This window comes from Pseudomonas sp. BTN1 (assembly GCF_001907715.1).
Taxonomy (GTDB): Bacteria; Pseudomonadota; Gammaproteobacteria; order Pseudomonadales; family Pseudomonadaceae; genus Aquipseudomonas; species Aquipseudomonas paracarnis.
This window is the reverse complement of sequence record NZ_MPBM01000054.1, coordinates 11,963-31,419: the sequence shown is the minus strand read 5'-3', so window position 1 is coordinate 31,419 and position 19,457 is coordinate 11,963. Positions and strand designations below refer to the sequence as shown.

General features: G+C 61.5%; 17 protein-coding genes and 1 pseudogene. 7 read left to right on the top strand and 11 right to left on the bottom strand.

Going from position 1 to position 19,457, the window contains the following annotated elements; translation table 11 throughout:
* Nucleotides 1-5 precede the first annotated feature (5 nt).
* From BMH52_RS24635 to BMH52_RS24620, 4 genes are all read left to right on the top strand, one after another.
* The gene (locus BMH52_RS24635) at nucleotides 6-779 is read left to right on the top strand and encodes a 3-hydroxybutyrate dehydrogenase (protein WP_003191811.1); all 774 of its coding nucleotides are present in this window, start codon (nucleotides 6-8) and stop codon (nucleotides 777-779) included.
* Between the two features lie 126 nt (nucleotides 780-905).
* Nucleotides 906-2,861, top strand: a complete 1,956-nt coding sequence (locus tag BMH52_RS24630; protein ID WP_073845348.1) for an acetoacetate--CoA ligase — start codon at nucleotides 906-908, stop codon at nucleotides 2,859-2,861.
* Between the two features lie 138 nt (nucleotides 2,862-2,999).
* Complete coding sequence (locus BMH52_RS24625) at nucleotides 3,000-5,537, top strand: PAS domain-containing protein (protein ID WP_014718204.1); 2,538 nt, start codon at nucleotides 3,000-3,002, stop codon at nucleotides 5,535-5,537.
* Between the two features lie 43 nt (nucleotides 5,538-5,580).
* Nucleotides 5,581-5,856, top strand: a complete 276-nt coding sequence (locus BMH52_RS24620) for a peptidylprolyl isomerase (protein WP_003174397.1) — start codon at nucleotides 5,581-5,583, stop codon at nucleotides 5,854-5,856.
* Between the two features lie 159 nt (nucleotides 5,857-6,015).
* Here the strand turns inward: BMH52_RS24620 and BMH52_RS24615 are convergent, their stop codons facing one another.
* From BMH52_RS24615 to BMH52_RS24580, 8 genes are all read right to left on the bottom strand, one after another.
* Nucleotides 6,016-6,921 (bottom strand): sugar kinase, encoded by a 906-nt coding sequence (locus BMH52_RS24615; protein WP_014718203.1) that lies wholly within the window; start codon nucleotides 6,919-6,921, stop codon nucleotides 6,016-6,018.
* Nucleotides 6,922-7,044: 123 nt separating this feature from the next.
* Nucleotides 7,045-8,253, bottom strand: coding sequence for an amino acid deaminase (locus BMH52_RS24610; protein ID WP_072434466.1), 1,209 nt, complete (start codon nucleotides 8,251-8,253; stop codon nucleotides 7,045-7,047).
* 9 nt (nucleotides 8,254-8,262) lie between these two features.
* The gene (locus BMH52_RS24605; RefSeq protein WP_073845346.1) at nucleotides 8,263-9,027 is read right to left on the bottom strand and encodes an IclR family transcriptional regulator; all 765 of its coding nucleotides are present in this window, start codon (nucleotides 9,025-9,027) and stop codon (nucleotides 8,263-8,265) included.
* 134 nt (nucleotides 9,028-9,161) lie between these two features.
* Nucleotides 9,162-9,551, bottom strand: coding sequence for a RidA family protein (locus tag BMH52_RS24600; protein ID WP_003191822.1), 390 nt, complete (start codon nucleotides 9,549-9,551; stop codon nucleotides 9,162-9,164).
* A 14-nt stretch (nucleotides 9,552-9,565) separates the two neighbouring features.
* Nucleotides 9,566-10,348, bottom strand: a complete 783-nt coding sequence (locus tag BMH52_RS24595; RefSeq protein ID WP_020301585.1) for an amino acid ABC transporter ATP-binding protein — start codon at nucleotides 10,346-10,348, stop codon at nucleotides 9,566-9,568.
* Nucleotides 10,345-11,007, bottom strand: coding sequence for an amino acid ABC transporter permease (locus tag BMH52_RS24590; protein ID WP_014718199.1), 663 nt, complete (start codon nucleotides 11,005-11,007; stop codon nucleotides 10,345-10,347). Before BMH52_RS24590 ends, BMH52_RS24595 begins: the two co-directional genes overlap by 4 nt.
* A gap of 11 nt (nucleotides 11,008-11,018) precedes the next feature.
* Complete coding sequence (locus tag BMH52_RS24585; RefSeq protein ID WP_019817612.1) at nucleotides 11,019-11,681, bottom strand: amino acid ABC transporter permease; 663 nt, start codon at nucleotides 11,679-11,681, stop codon at nucleotides 11,019-11,021.
* Nucleotides 11,682-11,733: 52 nt separating this feature from the next.
* Complete coding sequence (locus BMH52_RS24580; RefSeq protein ID WP_019817613.1) at nucleotides 11,734-12,582, bottom strand: transporter substrate-binding domain-containing protein; 849 nt, start codon at nucleotides 12,580-12,582, stop codon at nucleotides 11,734-11,736.
* 326 nt (nucleotides 12,583-12,908) lie between these two features.
* Here BMH52_RS24580 and BMH52_RS24575 point away from each other — a divergent pair.
* Nucleotides 12,909-13,181: pseudogene (locus BMH52_RS24575) on the top strand (thioredoxin family protein); the annotation flags it as partial.
* Nucleotides 13,182-13,218: 37 nt separating this feature from the next.
* Here the strand turns inward: BMH52_RS24575 and BMH52_RS24570 are convergent.
* The 3 genes from BMH52_RS24570 to rpiB all read right to left on the bottom strand — a co-directional run bounded on the left by BMH52_RS24570 (nucleotide 13,219) and on the right by rpiB (nucleotide 16,727).
* Nucleotides 13,219-14,787 (bottom strand): TerC family protein, encoded by a 1,569-nt coding sequence (locus BMH52_RS24570; RefSeq protein ID WP_073845342.1) that lies wholly within the window; start codon nucleotides 14,785-14,787, stop codon nucleotides 13,219-13,221.
* A gap of 434 nt (nucleotides 14,788-15,221) precedes the next feature.
* Entirely contained in the window at nucleotides 15,222-16,202 is a 981-nt protein-coding gene (locus BMH52_RS24565; protein WP_003191835.1) for a sugar-binding transcriptional regulator, read from the bottom strand.
* Between the two features lie 63 nt (nucleotides 16,203-16,265).
* Nucleotides 16,266-16,727, bottom strand: a complete 462-nt coding sequence (gene rpiB, locus BMH52_RS24560; RefSeq protein WP_073845340.1) for a ribose 5-phosphate isomerase B — start codon at nucleotides 16,725-16,727, stop codon at nucleotides 16,266-16,268.
* A 262-nt stretch (nucleotides 16,728-16,989) separates the two neighbouring features.
* On the opposite strand from rpiB, the gene BMH52_RS24555 reads away from it, so the two are divergent.
* Nucleotides 16,990-18,477 (top strand): sugar ABC transporter ATP-binding protein, encoded by a 1,488-nt coding sequence (locus tag BMH52_RS24555; protein ID WP_060767524.1) that lies wholly within the window; start codon nucleotides 16,990-16,992, stop codon nucleotides 18,475-18,477.
* Entirely contained in the window at nucleotides 18,474-19,451 is a 978-nt protein-coding gene (locus BMH52_RS24550) for an ABC transporter permease (RefSeq protein ID WP_014718193.1), read from the top strand. Before BMH52_RS24555 ends, BMH52_RS24550 begins: the two co-directional genes overlap by 4 nt.
* Nucleotides 19,452-19,457 lie beyond the last annotated feature (6 nt).

Sequence of the window (19,457 nt, the reverse complement as noted above, 5' to 3'; positions counted from 1 at the left end):
TTTTCATGACAACTTTGAATGGCAAGACCGCCCTGGTCACCGGCTCCACCAGCGGCATCGGCTTAGGGATTGCCCTGAGCCTGGCCAAGGCCGGCGCCAACCTGATTCTCAACGGCTTCGGCGACGCCAGCGCGGTGATCGCCCAGGTACAGGCGTTTGGCGGCAAGGTCGGGCATCACCCGGCAGACGTCAGCGACCCCGCGCAAATCGCCGACATGCTCGCCTACGCCGAGCGCGAGTTCGGTGGCGTGGACATCTTGGTCAACAATGCCGGTATCCAGCATGTGGCAGCGGTAGAAGACTTCCCTGTGGAGCGCTGGGATTCGATCATCGCCATCAACCTGTCCTCGGTGTTCCACAGCACACGCCTGAGCTTGCCGGGCATGAAGGCCAAGGGCTGGGGGCGCATCGTCAATATCGCCTCGGTGCATGGGCAAGTCGGCTCAGTGGGCAAGGCGGCGTATGTGGCGGCCAAACATGGGGTGATCGGCCTCACCAAGGTGGTGGGCCTGGAAACCGCCACCAGCAATGTCACCTGCAACGCCATCTGCCCGGGCTGGGTGCTGACGCCGCTGGTGCAGAAGCAGATTGATGATCGCGTGGCTACCGGGGTCGACCCACAGCAAGCGCAGCAGGATCTCCTGGCGGAGAAACAGCCGTCGCTGGAGTTTGTGACGCCGTCGCAGCTCGGGGAGCTGGTGTTGTTCTTGTGCAGTGAAGCCGGTGCCCAGGTGCGCGGCGCGGCCTGGAACATCGATGGTGGCTGGCTGGCCCAGTAAACCCGTGATGATCGTTCCCACGCTCTAGTGGGCACGCAGACCGGGGCGCTCCGCGCCCCAAAAGTGGACGCAGAGCGTCCAGTCAGGCATTCCCACGCGAAGCGTGGGAACGAGAAGAGGCAGCTTATGTCCGACATCCTCTGGCAACCGTCCCCGGAACGCATCGCCAACACGCGCATGGATCAGTTCCGCCGCTTCATCAACCAACGCCACGGCGTGCAGCTCCACGACTACCCCGCCCTGCACCAATGGAGCATCGACCAACGCCCGGACTTCTGGCAGGCGATTGTCGCGTTCTTTGACGTGCAGTTTCGCAGCCCGCCCAGCGTCACCCTGATCGAAGACGTGGAGATGCCCAGCGCCCAATGGTTTCCCGGCGCCACCCTGAACTTTGCCGAACACCTGTTGCGCCGCCGCGACGATCATCCTGCTGTGGTGGCTGTCAGCGAAGACGGCCGACGTGAACAATTGAGCTATGCGCAGCTGGCGGAACACGTGGCCGGCCTGCAAAAAAGCCTGCGGGCGGCAGGGGTCGGCCTGGGTGACCGGGTGGCCGCGTGCATGCCCAACACCTGGCAAACCCTGGTCGGCATGCTCGCCACCACCAGCCTCGGTGCGATCTGGTCGTGCTCCTCGCCAGATTTCGGCACCCAGGGCGTCATCGACCGCTTCGGCCAGATCGAGCCCAAGGTGCTGATCACCTGCGCAGGCTACCGCTATGCCGGCAAGCGCATCGACCAGAGCGCCAAGCTCAATGAGATCCTTGAACGCCTGCCCTCCCTGCAACAGCTGATCATCGTGCCTTACGCCAAGCCCGAGGCGCAGACTGGGGACTACGCCACCCACGCCCATGTCGCGCTGTGGGACGACTTCTACCAAGCCTGCGGCGAACCCGAATTTGTCGCGGTGCCGTTCGACCACCCGCTGTATATCCTTTATTCCAGCGGCACCACCGGCATCCCCAAGTGCATCATCCACGGGACGGGCGGCGTATTGCTGACGCACCTCAAGGAACATGGCCTGCATGCCGACCTGAACCGCGAGGACTGCCTGTTCTACTACACCACCTGCGGCTGGATGATGTGGAACTGGCTGGTGTCGGTGCTGGCGATCGGCGCCACCGCGGTGCTGTACGACGGCTCGCCGTTCCATCCCGGCCCCGAACGCTTGATCGACCTGATCGATGCGGAAAAAATCAGCATGTTCGGCACCAGCCCCAAATTTCTCGCCACCCTGGAAAAATCCGGGTTGCAGCCGCGCCTGAGCCACGACCTGGGCAGCCTCAAGGGTCTGATTTCGACCGGCTCGCCGCTGTCGCCCCAGAGTTACGACTACGTGTACCGCGAGATCAAGGCTGAGCTGTGCCTGTCCTCGATGTCCGGTGGCACCGACATTGTGTCCTGCTTTGTGATCGGCAACCCGGTGCTGCCGGTACGGCGCGGTGAAATGCAGTGCAAGAGCCTGGCCATGGCCATCGAAGTGTGGGACGACCAGGGCCGGCCCCTGATCGGGGAGAAAGGCGAACTGGTGTGCACCCGGCACTTCCCTGCCATACCCATCGGGCTGTGGAATGACCCGCAACAGCAAAAATTGCGCGCCTCGTATTTCAGCCAGTTCCCCGGCGTGTGGGCACAGGGTGACTATGCCGAGCAACGCGCCAACGGCAGCCTGTTGATCCACGGGCGTTCCGATGCGGTGCTCAACCCCGGCGGCGTGCGCATTGGCACCGCCGAGATTTATCGCCAGGTGGAAAAGGTCCCGCAGGTGCTGGAAAGCCTCGCCATCGGTCAACGCTGGCAGGACGACGTGCGCGTGGTGCTGTTTGTGCGCCTGGATGATGGAATTGAACTGGACGAGGCGCTGCAACAGCAGATTCGCCAGGTGATTCGCGCCAACACCACACCGCGGCACGTGCCGGCGAAGATCCTCGCTGTCACGGATATCCCCCGCACCATCAGCGGCAAAATCGTCGAATTGGCGGTGCGCAATGTGGTGCATGGCGAGCCGGTGAAAAACACCGATGCCCTGGCCAACCCCCAGGCACTGGAGCAATTTCGCCACAGAGCTGAACTGGCCGATTAGATGAAAGGTTTCAGCGCTGACGCAGCGTTTTGAAGAAAAACCCTCAAGGCATGCTATTTTTCCGGGGTAGCCACCCGTTGTCGTTCCTTGGGACAATGGGTGTTGTCATTTTTCAAAGCGTCAGGCTCAGGGCTTTTTATGAATGGAACATCCACCGGTAGCGAAGCCGCTGCATTGATCAGGCGGCTGGACTGGGCGCAAAGCCCCCTCGGTGAGGCCAGTGAGTGGCCGCAAAGCCTGCGCACTGCTGTCGATATCGTCGTGCATTCACCCATGCCAATGGTGCTGCTGTGGGGCCCACACCTCATACAACTCTATAACGATGGCTTTGCCCACCTGATAGGCGGCAAGCACCCCGGCGCTCTGGGCCAGCCGGCGCACCACACTTGGCCCGAACTGGAAAGCTTCGCCGCGCCGGTCTACGACGCCGTGCTCGGCGGCCAGGTGCGCACCTTCAGCGAGCAACGCTTTGTGCTGCAACGCGAGGGCCGCGACACCGAGATATGGCTCGACCTGACCTACAGCCCGGTGCGCGATGAAAGCTGCCGGGTGGCCGGCATCCTGGTCACGGCCATTGAAACCAATGAGCGGCGCAGCAAAACCCTCGAACTGCAACAGCGCTCCGAAGCCAGCCTCAAGGCCCAGCACAACACCGAACAGCGCCTGCAACTGGCACTGGCGGCCACCGACGCGGTAGGCACCTGGGACTGGGATATCGGCGAAGACCGTTTCATCGCCGACGCCCATTTCGCCTACCTGCATGGCGTCGACCCCAACGATTCGAGCCTGCTGCCCATCAGCGCCTACCTGCATGGTGTGCACCCTGAGGACCGGGGAACGGTGACGCGCAGCATCAAGCATTGCATTACCCATGGCACCGAATACGCCGAGGAGTATCGCTTGCTGCAAGCCGACGGCCAGGTGCGCTGGGTGTTCGCCCGTGGCCGCTGCTACAAGGATCAACAGGGCCGGCCTGCGCGTTTCCTCGGCGCCGCGCTGGACCTCACCGAGCGTAAAAACACCGAGCAAGCCCTGCGCCAGAGCCAGACTGAGCTGCAACTGATCATCAACGCCATGCCGGTGTTGATCGGCTACGTTGACCACGACCAGCGCTTTCGCCTCAACAACAGCGCTTACCTGGACTGGTACGGCAAGACGCCCCAGGAGCTGTACGGCAAAACCATCCGCGAAGTACTTGGCGACGAGGTGTATGCCGGGCGCGCAGACAAGATTGCCGCCGCGCTCAAGGGCAAGGCGTGCAGCTTCATGACGGTGACGCCTCATCGCGATGGCCGCCCGCGCCATGCACTGATGAAGTACCTGCCGCGCTTTAGCAGTGACGGTTCGGTGAATGGTTTCTACATCTTTGTGATCGACGAGACCGAACGCAAGCTCACCGAAGAAGCCCTGCGCCACCTCAACGAGAACCTTGAAGAACGCGTGGCCCAGCGCACCCAGGCGCTGGCCGAAGCCAACCAGCGCCTGCAAAACGAGATGTTCGAGCGCGAGCGTGCCGAAGATGCCCTGCGCCATGCGCAGAAGATGGAAGCGGTCGGCCAGCTCACCGGCGGTATCGCCCATGACTTCAACAACATGCTCACCGGCATCATCGGCAGCCTCGACCTGATGCAGCGTTACATTGCCGCCGGACGCAGCGACGATATCGGCCGTTTTGCCGATGCCGCCGTGTCCTCCGCCCACCGCGCCGCCGCCCTCACCCACCGGCTGCTGGCGTTCTCGCGACGCCAGTCGCTGGACCGTCGCCCCACCGACCCCAACCAACTGGTGGCGTCCCTGGAAGACCTGTTCCGGCGCACCAAGGGCGCGCATATCGAACTCAAGGTAAAACTGGGCAAGGACACCTGGCCGGTGAACACCGATGCCAGCCAATTGGAAAACGCCCTGCTCAACCTGGTGATCAACGCCCGCGACGCCATGCCCGACGGCGGCGAGCTGCTGATCGAAACCGCCAACAGTTACCTGGACGGCACCGACATCACCACCCTGGAACCGGTCAAGGCCGGCGACTATGTGATGCTTGGCGTGAGCGACAACGGCAGCGGCATGGCGCCGAAAATCCTCGCCAAGGCGTTCGACCCGTTCTTCACCACCAAACCCATCGGCCAAGGCACTGGCCTTGGGTTGTCGATGATCTACGGTTTTGCCCAGCAATCCGGCGGCCACGTGACCATCCAGAGCGAACCGGGCCAGGGCACCTGCGTGCGCCTGTACCTGCCGCGTTTGTATGGCACCGCACTGGAAAGCAGCCTGCCTACCAGCCTGACCGAAGCCCCCGTGGCCCTGGCCGGTGAAGCGGTGGTGGTGGTCGAGGACGACCCGGCGGTGCGTATGCTGGTGGTCAATGTACTCGACGAACTGGGCTATACCGCTCACCAGGCGGCGGATGCGCGTGCGGCGCTGCCGTTGCTGGAATCGGATTTGCGCGTGGACTTGCTGGTGACCGACGTTGGCTTGCCCGGCATGAACGGCCGGCAACTGGCGGAAATCGCCCGCCAGCATCGCCCCGGCCTGCGCGTGCTGTTCATGACCGGTTATGCCGAGAAAGCCGCCGAACGCCAGGGGTTCCTGGAGGACGGCATGGACATGGTCGCCAAGCCTTTTTCCATTGACCTGTTGGCCAACAAAATCCGTAGCATGATCGGCGTCGAGGCCTGAGTTCAGGCATAATCGCGCGCCGTCGCACAGCTGGTAGAGCCCCATGAAAGCCCAAGCCCGTCATATCCTGGTGAAAACCAGCGAAGAAGCCGAACAACTCAAGCAGCGTATTGCCAAAGGCGAAGCCTTTGATGTGCTGGCCAAGAAGTACTCCACCTGCCCGTCGGGCAAACGCGGTGGTGACCTGGGCGAAGTGCGGCCCGGGCAGATGGTGGGGGCGATTGATGCGGTGATCTTCAAGAAACCGGTGAAGGTGGTGCACGGGCCGATCAAGAGCAAGTTTGGCTATCACCTGGTGCAGGTGTTTTACCGCGATTGAGTGGATGGCTTCAGTCCGCTATAGCAGGCAAGCCAGCTCCCACATCCGATCGTTCCCACGCTCTGCGTGGGAATGCCTCACTGGACGCTCTGCGTCCGTTTCTGGGACGCGGAGCGTCCCGGGCTGCGCTCCCACGCAGAGCGTGGGAACGATCAGTGATCATCTCGGTATCAGCGCCCCCGGCACCTGAATCACCCGGCTCGCCAACCGATGCCCCGCCAGTGCGGCGTCTTGGGGCGAACCACCGTTGAGCCGACTGGCCAGATACGCCGCACTGAACGAATCCCCCGCCGCCGTGGTGTCCACCACCTTCTCCACTTTCAACGCCGGCACCGCAAAGCGCTCGCCCGCGCAACGAATCAAGCACGCATCCGCTCCCCGCTTGAGCACCACTTCTGCAATCGAGGGATACGCCGCAAACACCTGCTCGCTATCCTCATAGCCGAACAACGCGCGTTCGTCATCCTCGGTGAGCAAGGCAATATCCACTGCGGCCAACACCCTGCGATACGCCTCACGGGCCGTTTGCACATCGGCCCACAGCCTGGGCCGGTAGTTGTTATCGAACACCACCTTGGCGCCACGCTGGCGGGCTTCGATCAGCGCCTGCAGTAAGCGCTCACGCCCGATGTCTCCCAGCACCGCCAGGGTAATGCCACTGAAATACACCACGTCATAGCCCGGCAATGCCGCCAGGACCGGCTCGGCGGCAGGCGTGGTGAAGCAGTCGCGCACGGCCGCTTCGTTGCGCCAGTAGAGGAATTTACGTTCGCCCTGGGCATCAGTCTGGATGCAATACAAGCCCGGCAGGCGCCCAGGCAGACGCTGGACCCTGCCCAGGCCAAGGCCTTCGGCGTGCCAATGCTCGCACATGGCATCGCTGAAGCTGTCATCGCCCAGGGCGGTGACGTAGTCAACGCTGCCGGCATCGCCCAGCTCGCGACGCAGGTACACCGCAGTGTTCAGGGTGTCGCCGCCGAAGCTCTGGTGCAGGCTGCCGTCGGCGCGGTGTTGCAGTTCGATCATGCATTCGCCGATGAGGGCGATGCGGGGGTGGGTGTTCATGCCTTTGCTCTCTGGTGTGGCTGATGGCCCCTTCGCGAGCAAGCCCGCTCCCACAGTTGACCCTCTTTCAACTGAAGGAATGCAGTCGAATGTGGGAGCGGGCTTGCTCGCGAAGGACGCGGTCTAGAAGCAGGTACGCAGAGACTCGACCACCTGCAACTGCTCATCCACCAGGCACCCCACCTGCCATTTATCAAAGGTCAGGCAAGGGTGGGACGTACCAAAGGAAATGATGTCGCCAATACGCAATTCCACCTCCGGTGCCACAGTCATGAACGCATGCTGGTCCATTACCGCCGTGACCTTGCACCCGCTCACATCATCACCTTGCGCCGGCACGATCCCGGCCTTGTAGCGCTTGAGTGGCACCGGCAAACCGGCGTCGTAGGCCACGTCGCGCTTGCCCAGGGCAACCACCGCAAAACCAGGCTCCGGCAACGACTGCACATGCGCCCAGACTTCCATTGCCGGGCGCAGGCCCTCGTTGAGGTCGCTGCGGCGTTCGAGTACACAGCACTGCGCCTCTTTGTAGATGCCATGGTCGTGGGCCACGTAACTGCCTGGGCGCAACACGCTGAGGAAACGGCCGGCGGCGTTCTGCGTTTCGAACGACTCGGCGATCAGGTCGTACCAGGCCGAGCCCGATGCGGTGATGATCGGCGTGGGCAGGTCGAACAGGCCGCTGTCTTGCAGCTCGACCGCCAGGCTCACCAGGCTGGCGGCGAAGGCGCGGATACCACTGATGGCGTGCTCGCCGTGGATCACGCCTTCGTAACCCTCGATACCGGTGAGGGCCAAGGCCGGCTGGGCCTGGACCGCCTTGGCCAGGTCGCGCACTTGCTGCTCGCTGCGACAGCCGCACCGGCCACCGACCACGCCATACTCGATCATCACATTGAGGCGCTGACCACGGGCGGCGAAGAACAGGCCCAGGTCGGCAACGTTGTCCGGGTGATCGACCATGCAATGAAAGTCAAAATCCTTGTCGGCCAGCAGGTCCGCGATCAAGGCCATGTTCGCTGCGCCCACCAGTTGGTTGGCCATCAGCACGCGACGCACGCCGCTGGCGTAGGCGGCGCGGGTCTGCACGGCGGTAGCCAGGGTGATGCCCCAGGCACCGGCGGCGATCTGGCGCTGGAACAGCGCGGGCATCATGCTGGTCTTGCCGTGGGGCGCCAGCTCGGCGCCGCTGCTGCGGACAAAGTCCTGCATCCAGCGGATGTTATGTTCCAGGGCGTCACGGTGCAGCACCAGGGCCGGCAGGCTGACATCGCGAACCAAATGGGCACCGACGGCAGCGGCACCTTTTTCAACGGCGTTGAGGGCAGACATGGAAAACTCCTATTCGTTGATGCGCCGGGCCAGGCTGTTGGCACTGTCGATCAGTACCCGGCGATAGTCGTGGTAGTTTTTACTCGCATCAGCCCGGGGGGCGACGATGCACAGAGTCGCGATGCTGATGCCCTGGGCATCGCGCACCGGGGCGGCAAAACAATGGGTGAAGGTGTCGGCCACACTGTCGAAGGAGAAGAACCCATCCAGGCTGGCCTGGCGGATCTGCGCCAGGAAGGTGTCCAGCGGCAGGCGCGGGCCGTCCGGCAGGATGAAATCGTCGGGGTCGATCAGGTCGACGATCTGCTGATCGCTCAAATGCCCCAGCAACAAGCGCCCCGAGGCGGTCCAGGGAATGGGGGCGTTTTCACCGATATCCGAAGAAATACGGAAATGCCGCTGGCCCTCGCGCATCAGCGCTACCGTGTATTTGCGCCCGTTGAGCAGGCACATCTGTGCGGTTTCGTGGGTCTGGCTGACGATCTCCTGCAAGGCGTGGTCGGCCTCGCGGGTCAGGTCAAAGTGACGCAAGTGTGCCTGGCCAAGGAAATACAGCTGACGCCCCAGGTACACGTGGCCTTCCTTGCCCACGGTTTCCAGGATGCGCCGCTCCAGCAACGACGCCACCAGTTCGTAGACCGTGGATTTGGGGCTGCCGATGCCGCTGGCAATATCATTCGGGCGCAGGGGCTGGCCGATTTCCTTGAGAAAATCGAGGATATCGAACGCACGGTCCAGGCCTTTGGCGCGGCGTTTGATGGTATCTTCGGTCATGGCAGTACTCGGTCCCGTTCCAGATGATCGTTCCCACGCTCTGCGTGGGCATGCATGCGGTGACGCTCTGCGTCACAAGCGCGGACGCAGAGCGTCCAAGGCGGTATTCCCACGCAGAGTGTGGGAATGATCAGTTAGGCCTTTTTCTTGTAGGCCACGCAATCAATCTCGACCTTGCAATCGACCATCATATTGGCCTGCACACAGGCACGCGCCGGGGCGTGTTCCGGGGTGAAGTATTCGCCGAACACCTTGTTGAAGCTCCAGAAGTCCCGTGGGTCTTCCAACCATACGCCCACCCGAACCACATCCTTGAGCTCGTAGCCGGCCTCTTCGAGGATCGCCACCACGTTGCGCATCGTCTGGCGGGTTTGCTCGATGATGCCGCCGTTGATGATTTCACCGTCCACCGCAGGTACCTGGCCCGACACGTACAGCCAGCCATCGGCTTCCACAGCGCGGGCGAACGGGCGTGGCTGGCCGCCACCTGCGGTGCTGCCGGTGCCGTAACGAGTAATGCTCATATAGTTGCTCCTTGTTAAAAACGAATGTTCTTGAGAAATTCCGCCAGTCGCGGCGACTGCGGCCGCTCGAATATATCTTTCGCGCTGCCCTGCTCTTCAATGCGGCCCTGGTTCATGAACACTATCTGGTCCGAAACTTCATAGGCAAAGCGCATCTCGTGGGTGACCAACAACATGGTCATGCCCTCCTCCGCCAGCCCCTTGATCACGCTGAGCACTTCGCCCACCAACTCCGGGTCGAGGGCCGAGGTGACTTCATCGAACAGCATCAGGCTGGGGTTCATGGCAATGGCCCGGGCAATGGCCACACGTTGTTGCTGGCCGCCGGACAATTGGCCGGGAAAGTGATTGCGGCGTTCCAGCAGGCCGACGCGGTCCAACCATTTTTCGGCCAGGGCTACCGCTTCATCCTTGCCCATCTTCTTGACCTTGAGCAAGCCGAGGGTAACGTTCTGCAGCGCAGTCAGGTGCGGGAACAGGTTGAATTGCTGGAACGCCATGCCGGTCATTGCGCGGTGCTGGGCGATCACCCGCTCCGGGTGGCGTACGCGCTTGCCGCCAACATCGCTGTAACCAATGGACTCGCCATCCAGGGTGATCTGCCCGCCCTGGAACTCCTCCAGCAGGTTCACGCAGCGCAGCAAGGTGGTCTTGCCCGAGCCGCTGGAGCCGATCAACGTCACCACATTGCCGCGCTGCATGGACAGGTCGACGCCCTTGAGCACTTCCACCTGGCCGTATTGTTTACGCAGGCCACGAATGTCCAGCAGCGCTGGGTTGGTTTGAGCTTGGTTCATGGCAAGGCCACCCGTTTTTCAATGTAGCGCCCGAATAATTCGATGGCGTAGTTGATGACAAAGAACAGAAAACCGGCGAACAGGTAGAACTCCAGGGTCATGAAGGTGCGCGCGATCACCTGCTGAGTACTGAGCAGCAATTCGGCCACGCCGATCACCGACAACAAGGTGGAAGCCTTGACAATTTCCGTGGAGGAATTGACCCAGGTCGGCAAAATCTGCCGCAGCGCCTGGGGCAACAGCACGTAGCCCAGGGACTGATAAAACGTCAGGCCAATCGCCTTACCCGCTTCCATTTGCCCACGGGGAATGGCTTGCAGCGCGCCGCGCACGATTTCCGATACATGGGAGCCACAGAACAAGGTGAGCCCGACCGCACCGGCCTGGAACGCACTGATTTGCCAGCCAAGGGCCGGCAGCATGTAGAAACACGCCAACACCAGTACAAACACCGGCGTGCCACGGATCAAATCGACATACAGACGGAACGGCGCGCGCATCCAGAATTTGCCGTAGGTGAGGATCAACCCGGCGACGATGCCGATCAGGGTGCCAAAGACAATCGCCAGCGCCGAGACCGCCACGCTGGCCTGGAAGCCAGCCCAAAGGGTCTCGCGGGCGATCCACAATTCATGCAGCCAACTGGGGGATTCGTACATGGGACCCTTCCTTAACGACGGATAGCCAAACGCTGTTCCAGGTAACGGAGCAGCATGGCAATCAGGTAACAGGCAGCCACGTAGAGCGCGGTCGTGACCAGCCAGGTTTCAATCACCCGATAGCTTTCGACGTTGATCTTGCGGGCGTAATAGGTCAGCTCCGGCACCGCGATCGCAGCGGCCAGGGAGGTGTCCTTGAACAGCGAGATAAAGTTGTTCGACAGCGCCGGCAGCACGTTGCGCAGCATTACCGGCACGGTGATGTAAGCGCGAATCCGCCACTCCCCCAGGCCGATGGCCAGGCCGGCTTCCCGCAAACCCTTGGGAATATTCACCAGGCCTGCGCGGAACACTTCGGTGAGATAGGCACCGGCATACAACGACAGGGTGATGATGAACGAGGGAATCTTATCCAGGCGAATACCCAGGGAGGGCAAGGCGAAGTAGATCAACAGGATCAACACCAGGATCGGGGTGTTGCGCACCACCGTCACGTACACCGAGGCAAGAATACGCAACGCACGGTGCCTGGAGAGCATGGCAAACGCCATCAGCAGGCCGATCACGCAGCCGATGGCGATCGACAGCAACGCCAACTGCAACCCCAGGCCGAGCCCCGCCAGCAAGGTGTCGAAATCACGCCAGACGGCGGCAAAGTTCAACTGATAGTTCATGGTCAGCAGCACCTGAAGGGGGCGTGTTCAGGCACGCCCCTATGGTTGCGGGTCACTTGAATTCCACGGGAAAACCAATCGCCGGTTCTGGCAGGTCCACGCCGAACCACTGCTTGAACGAGGCCTTGTAGGTGGGGAACTCCACACCGGTCATGGCTTCGTGCAGCGCGGTGTTGACGAAGTTCAGCCAGTCCTGGTCGCCGCGTTTGACCGCGCAGGCGTAGGTTTGCGGGCTCCAGGCGTAGGTGGGGCTGCGGTAGCGGCCAGGGTTCTGCACCATCAGGTATTTGACCGAGGACTGATCGGTGGCGGCGGCATCGGCGCGACCTGAGTTCACGGCTTGGTACATCAAGTCGACACTGTCGTACTGGTCGACCTTGGCCTTGGGCAGCGCCTGGTGTACCAACTCTTCGGCGTATACGTTTTGCAGCACTGCCACGGTAACGTCATCACCTGCGGCTTGGAGATCTTCGATTTCCTTGTACTTGCTGTTGTTGGGCAGCAGCAGGCCGACGCCTTCCCGGTAGTACGGCAGGGTGAAGGCCACCTGCTGCGCACGGCTGGCGGTGACGGTGATGAACTGGCAGCTCATGTCGACCTTGTCGGTGAGCAGGTTGGGAATACGTGCATCGGACGACTGCACCACAAACTCCACCTTGCTCGGGTCATTGAACAAGCCTTTGGCCACGATGCGGCCGATGTCGATATCAAATCCCTGCAACTTGCCATCCGCTCCCTGGAAGTGCCACGGCGCATTGGTACTCCCTGTACCTACGATCAAGTGCCCACGCTTGAGCACATCATCGAGCTTGCTGTCTGCCGCCTGCACCAGGCTGGCGAAGGAAGCCGATGCAGCGACGAGAAAAACACACGCTTTGAATACGGAAGGTCGGTGATGCATGACAAGCACTCCAGGGATTGTGTATTCCGCTATACCGGAACTTGGTATGTAACAACGGAATAGACAGCAGAAAGTGTGCCACAGACGCTGGAGGAAACCTATGGGGGTAATAAATGCGTTATGGATCAGCGTGATAGCGATTGCAGAGATAAACAGCGTTGCGCCGTCGTCGCATGGCAGTGCTACGCAACGCCCCACAACGGTGTTACAGCGCACCTAGACGGGTCGAGTGCAAGTGACGCGCACCTGTGAAGGTTGACAGTAGACGGTGACGACCCTCCGGCCTAGCGTGAGCAAAAACCAACACGGCAGGCAGGAGGATCAACATGGGAGTCGCCACGCGCAGAATTTCCAGCGCCCAAGGGTTCAATCGGGTACTGAACACACCGCGCCCGGTGTTTATTCTTTTTTTTTCAGAGCACTGCCCCGCTTGCGCGCAGGCATGCCACTTATTCGAACAGACCGCGTGGAAGCATCCCTGGATAGTCAACCTGTTACTCGACTGCGCCCATACGCCGAGGCACCCTGACGTGACGGGCACCCCGACGCTGCTGATCTACCTGAAGGGGGCCGTGGTAGAACGGCTCAAAGGCTTCGGCCCCGTTGAAGAACAAGAGCAGTGCGTAAAAGACATCTTCAGCCGTTATGACCTGAGCAAGGGCGCAAGTGCACTTGCGTCACCCGGCGCTCTTCCACTTCAGCCACGGTCAAACGCCAGCCTTCATGCTCCAGGCTATCGCCCACCGCCGGCAGGCGGTCGAGCAGGCTCATCAGCAACCCCGCCAAGGTTTGATAGTCCTCGGTAGCCGCAGCCTTGAAGCCCGTTCGCTGACGCAGCAGGTTGAGGTTCAAGGCACCATTGGCACGGAAACCATCGCCGTCCTCGACTATGTCCGGCCCTTCGATTTCGCTGGCATCGGGCAATTCACCGGCGATGGATTCCAGAATATCCGTCATGCTCAATACACCCATGAAGTCGCCGAATTCGTTGATCACGAAAGCGATGTGGGTAGACTCCTGGCGCATCTGCTCCAGGGCGTTGAGGATCGAAAAGCTTTCCAGCAGGTTGATCGCCCGACGCGCCAAGTGCGCAAGGTTCGGCTCGTTGCCAGCGAGGTATTCCTTGAGCAGCTCTTTCTTGTGCACAAAGCCCAAAGGCTCATCCACTGCACCGTTACGGATCAACGGCAGACGCGAGTAGGACGAGTGCATCAGTTTCAGACGCGTCGTCTCGGGGTCGTCCGCCAGGTCGATACAGTCAACCTTGGCCCTTGGGGTCATCAGGGTGCGAATCGGCCGCTCGGCCAGTTGCAGCACACCGCTGATCATCACCCGTTCGCGCCGGTCAAACAGCGGACCCTGCGCAGCATCCGGCTCGCCCAGCAGGTCAGCCACGTCTTCACCCACTTCTTCCACCGCCAGGCTGCGGCCGCCCAACAAGCGCATCACCGCATGGGCGGTACGCTCACGCACCGGCAACACGCCCTGCGCCGATTTCTTGCGACGGGCTCGGGCGATCTGGTTGAACACCTCGATCAGAATCGAGAAGCCAATGGCCGCGTACAGGTAGCCCTTGGGAATATGGAAACCCAGGCCTTCGGCGGTCAGGGCGAAACCGATCATCATCAGGAAGCCCAGGCACAGCATGATCACGGTGGGGTGCGCATTGACGAAACGGGTCAGCGGCTTGCTCGCCACGATCATCAGGCCGATGGACACGATCACGGCGATCATCATCACCGCCAGCTCGTCGACCATGCCCACGGCGGTAATCACCGCATCGAGGGAGAACACCGCATCCAGCACCACGATTTGCGCGACGATCGGCCAGAACATCGCGTAAGCCACATTGCCCTTGTGCTGCGCCACATGGCCTTCAAGGCGCTCATGCAATTCCATGGTGGCCTTGAACAGCAGGAATATACCGCCGAACAGCATGATCAGGTCACGGCCCGAGAAGCTCTTGTCGAACACCTCGAACAGCGGCTGGGTCAGGGTCACCAACCAGGAAATACTCGCCAACAGGCCCAGGCGCATCAGCAGCGCCAGGGATAAACCGATCAAACGTGCACGGTCACGCTGCTCCGGTGGCAGCTTGTCCGCCAGGATCGCGATAAACACCAGGTTGTCGATACCCAGCACCAGTTCCAGCACAATCAAGGTCGCAAGGCCGAGCCAGGCCGTAGGATCCGCTAACCATTCCATTTATAAATTCTCTGTCTTTAAAGTGTTCAGAACGCCGGGCACGGCAAAGTGCGGTCATACGACCGAGACAAGATTAGTTGACGGAATACGGGGTGCTTCAGCGGGAACAGCGACAGCGGTTGTCTTGGGGAAAGACGACTGGGAGGCTCCGAGAGGGTGTTCATGCAAGTCCTGAAATGACAAAAGGACTTGAATCCTACATTTGAAATACAAATTTCCTACAGCGCAAAACTATTACAAAACCTGTAGCCCCTATCAGAAGCACACCAATACTTGTGGGAGCTGGCTTGCCTGCGATGCAGGCACCTCGGTGTTGATCGTTCCCACGCTCCGCGTGGGAATGCCGCCTTTGACGCTCCGCGTCCCACCCGCGCAAGGGTGACGCGGAGCGTCACAGGATGCGTTCCCACGCTGGAGCGTGGGAACGATCTGTATCAGGTTTTACGAGTGGCATCGTCCAGCGCCAGGATGGTGTGCGCATTGGTGACGGTGGTCGCCAGCGTATTGATCACTCCCGAGCGCAACGCCCCCAAGGTCGCCGCCGCCTTGGTGTTCTCACTGGCAATCGCCACCACATCCGGGATGCGAAACAGCTCCTGCACCGTCAACCCGATCACGCGCCCCTGGATGGCGTTGACCGCCGGCTGGCCGTGAATGTCGATAAAGTCATAGCCCATCATGTCGCCCACAGTGCCAGACAGGCGCGCCTGGGCGATTTCCTGGGGCGAGAACCAGCCCATGCGCACCATGTTGCTGTTCTCGCTCATGTCGCCGATGCCGATCAAGGCAATGTCAGCGCGGCGTGCGCGGTCAAGGGTGGAGCGCACCGTGTCGTTGTTGATCAGCACCCCGCGCAGCTCGGGGTTGGCCACCAGCGCTGGGGCGTAGAGGCTTTCACTTTCGCCCCCAAAGCGCAGGGCCAGACGCCGGCAGATGTGGTCAGGGTTCATGTATTCACCGGCCTTGAGCGAACCGCCGATGGCACACACGAAGGTGCAGTTGCGGGTCACCGGCAGAAACACGTTATCGGCCACCGCGCCGACGTTACGCCCCATGCCCACCGCAACGATCATGCCGTCGCCCAGGGTCTTGTTGAGGTAGTTGGCCACCAGGCTGGCGACCGCCGAGCGCTGGGTGTCGGGGTCGCTGTGGTCGACCGCGATCAAGGCGCGGTCGAGCTTGAAGCGCTCCACCAGTGCCCGTTCCAGCTCGTTGTTCATTGCCGGGTGCTGCAGCACGCGCACCTCGACAATCCCTTCATCGCGCGCGCGCTTGAGCAGGCGGCTGACTTTTGCCCGCGACAGGTCAAAACGCTTGGCAATGGCCTCCTGAGTGACGTTCTCAAGGTAATAGAGCATCGCCACTTCGGTCATCTGATCGATATCACTGGCCATGCGCTGGGTACTGTCACTCATGGGGACGGGCTTCCGTTTCGGCGTCAAAGGCGCATTCTCCCGACTCTTGCCCTGCGCCGTCCACTACTGATGCCCATCGCGCTCGATCGCATTGATGCGCTCGACCTTGGCCCCGGACCGCGCCGCTTCGAACTCCGAGGCCAAAAACGCACAGACGATGCTTTTGGCCAACTCCGCACCGATGACCCGCGCACCGATGGAGAGGATTTGCGCATCGTTGCTCTTGCGCGCCCGCTCCGCCGAGTAGGTGTCATGAGCCTGGGCCGCACGGATGCCCAGAACTTTGTTGGCCGAGATGGCCATGCCTATGCCGGTGCCGCATACCAGCACGCCGAGGCGCTGTTGCCCGGCATTGATGGCGGTGGCCACGGCCAGAGCGATGTCCGGGTACAGCACCGGCGCCGTTGAATGCGTACCGAAGTCGGTGACCGGGTACCCCAACGCCTCGATATGGCGCTTCAACAACTCTTTGAGCTCAAAACCCGCTTCATCACATCCGATAGCCACCGGGAAAGGTGTGTTCATGGCGCCAAACTCCACTGATCAAATGATCACTTAGTGAAATATCTCTCACTCATTTCGCAAGCATTCACCCCTTACTGTCAAGCGAGATTTAACTGACCTGCCAGTCAAAGCCCTATACCAAGGCAATAACCGCGTCAAAGATGAGAATCACACCTTTTAAGTGAAAGAGATTGACTGATCAGAATTTCATTTGATACACATATGATCACAGCGAAACATGACTGTGCGACCTAATAAGAATTCACAGCACGAGGACACGCCGATGGCCACGCCATTACTGCTCCAGGCTGAACATGTCGCCAAGGCTTACGCCGGGGTGCCAGCCCTGCGCGACGGGCGCCTTTCTCTGCGCGCCGGCAGCGTCCACGCCCTGTGCGGCGGCAACGGTGCCGGCAAGTCGACCTTCCTGAGCATCCTGATGGGCATCACCCAGCGTGACGCCGGCAGCATTGTGCTCAACGGCGCACCGGTGCAGTTCAATCGCCCGAGTGAAGCCTTGGCCGCGGGGATCGCAATGATCACCCAGGAGCTCGAACCCATCCCCTACATGACCGTCGCCGAAAACATCTGGCTGGGCCGCGAACCGCGCCGCGCCGGTTGCATCGTCGACAGCAAGGCCCTCAACCGCCGCACCCGCGAACTGCTCGAAAGCCTGGAGTTCGACGTCGACGCCACCAGCCCCATGCACCGCTTGAGCGTGGCGCAGATGCAATTGGTGGAAATCGCCAAGGCGTTCAGCCATGACTGCCAGGTGATGATCATGGACGAGCCCACCTCGGCCATCGGCGAGCGCGAGGCCGAAACCCTGTTCAAGGCGATTCGCCGCCTTACCGCACGCGGTGCCGGCATCGTGTACGTGTCCCATCGACTGAGCGAACTGGCGCAGATCGCCGATGACTACAGCATCTTCCGTGATGGCGCCTTTGTGGAAAGCGGGCGCATGGCCGATATCGACCGCGACCACCTGGTGCGCGGCATTGTCGGCCAGGAACTGACGCGCATCGACCACAAGGTGGGCCGCGAATGCGCGGCCAGCACCTGCCTGCAGGTCGACCACCTGAGCCGCAACGGTGAGTTCCACGACATCAGCCTGCAACTGCGCCGTGGCGAGATCCTCGGCATTTATGGGTTGATGGGCTCCGGGCGCAGTGAATTCCTCAATTGCATCTACGGCCTGACCGTGGCGGATGCCGGCAGCGTTACCTTGCAAGGCAAGCCCATGCCCATCGGGCAGCCCAAGGCGACCATCGACGCCGGCATGTCGCTGGTCACCGAAGACCGCAAGGACAGCGGCCTGGTGCTGACCGGCAGCATCCTGTCGAACATTGCACTGTCGGCCTATAAGCGCTTGTCGAGTTGGTCGCTGATCAACGCACGCAAAGAGGCGCAACTGGCCGAGGAGATGGTCAAGCGCCTGCAGATCAAGACCAGTTCCCTGGAGCTGCCGGTGGCGTCCATGAGCGGCGGCAACCAGCAAAAGGTGGTGCTCGCCAAATGCCTGTCCACGGAACCGGTGTGCCTGCTCTGCGATGAACCCACCCGCGGCATCGACGAAGGCGCCAAACAGGAGATCTACCACCTGCTCGACCAGTTTGTGCGGGCCGGTGGCGCAGCCATTGTGGTGTCGTCAGAAGCACCGGAACTGCTGCACTTGAGCGACCGCATCGCCGTCTTCAAAGGCGGCCGGCTGGTCACTATCAGCACCGACACCGCCCTTTCCCAGGAAGCCTTGCTGAGTCTTGCCTCATGAATGCCAAAACCATCGTTGCCCCCGTTACCGCCGCGCCGCGCAACCGCCTGCGCCTGTCCCTCGACCGCTTCGGCCTGCCGCTGGTGTTTATCCTGCTGTGCGTGGTGATGGCGTTTTCCAGTGAGTACTTCATGACCTGGCGCAACTGGATGGACATCCTGCGCCAGACCTCCATCAACGGCATTCTCGCCGTGGGCATGACCTATGTGATCCTGACCAAGGGTATCGACCTGTCGGTGGGGTCGATCCTGGCGTTCGCCGGGTTGTGCAGCGCCATGGTCGCCACCCAGGGTTATGGCCTGTTGGCGGCGGTCAGCGCAGGGATGTTTGCCGGCGCGATGCTCGGGGTGGTCAATGGTTTCATGATCGCCAACCTGTCGATCCCGCCGTTCGTGGCCACCCTCGGCATGCTCAGCATCGCGCGGGGCATGACCTTTATTCTCAACGACGGCAGCCCGATCACCGACCTGCCCGACGCCTACCTGGCCCTGGGCATCGGCAAGGTCGGCCCGGTGGGCGTGCCGATCATCATCTTCGCCGTGGTCGCGCTTATTTTCTGGATGGTGCTGCGCTACACCACCTACGGCCGTTATGTGTATGCGGTGGGCGGCAATGAAAAAAGCGCACGCACCTCCGGCATTGGCGTGCGCAAGGTGATGTTCTCGGTGTACGTGGTCTCGGGCCTGCTCGCCGGGCTGGCCGGCGTGGTGCTGTCGGCACGCACCACCTCTGCCCTGCCCCAGGCCGGGGTTTCCTATGAGCTGGACGCGATTGCCGCGGTGGTGATCGGCGGCACCAGCCTGTCGGGCGGTACCGGCAGCATTGTCGGCACCTTGTTCGGGGCCCTGTTGATCGGCGTGATCAACAACGGCCTGAACCTGCTCGGCGTGTCCTCCTATTACCAGCAGGTCGCCAAGGGCCTGATCATTGTGTTCGCAGTACTGATCGACGTGTGGCGCAAGAAGAAACGCTGAAGAACG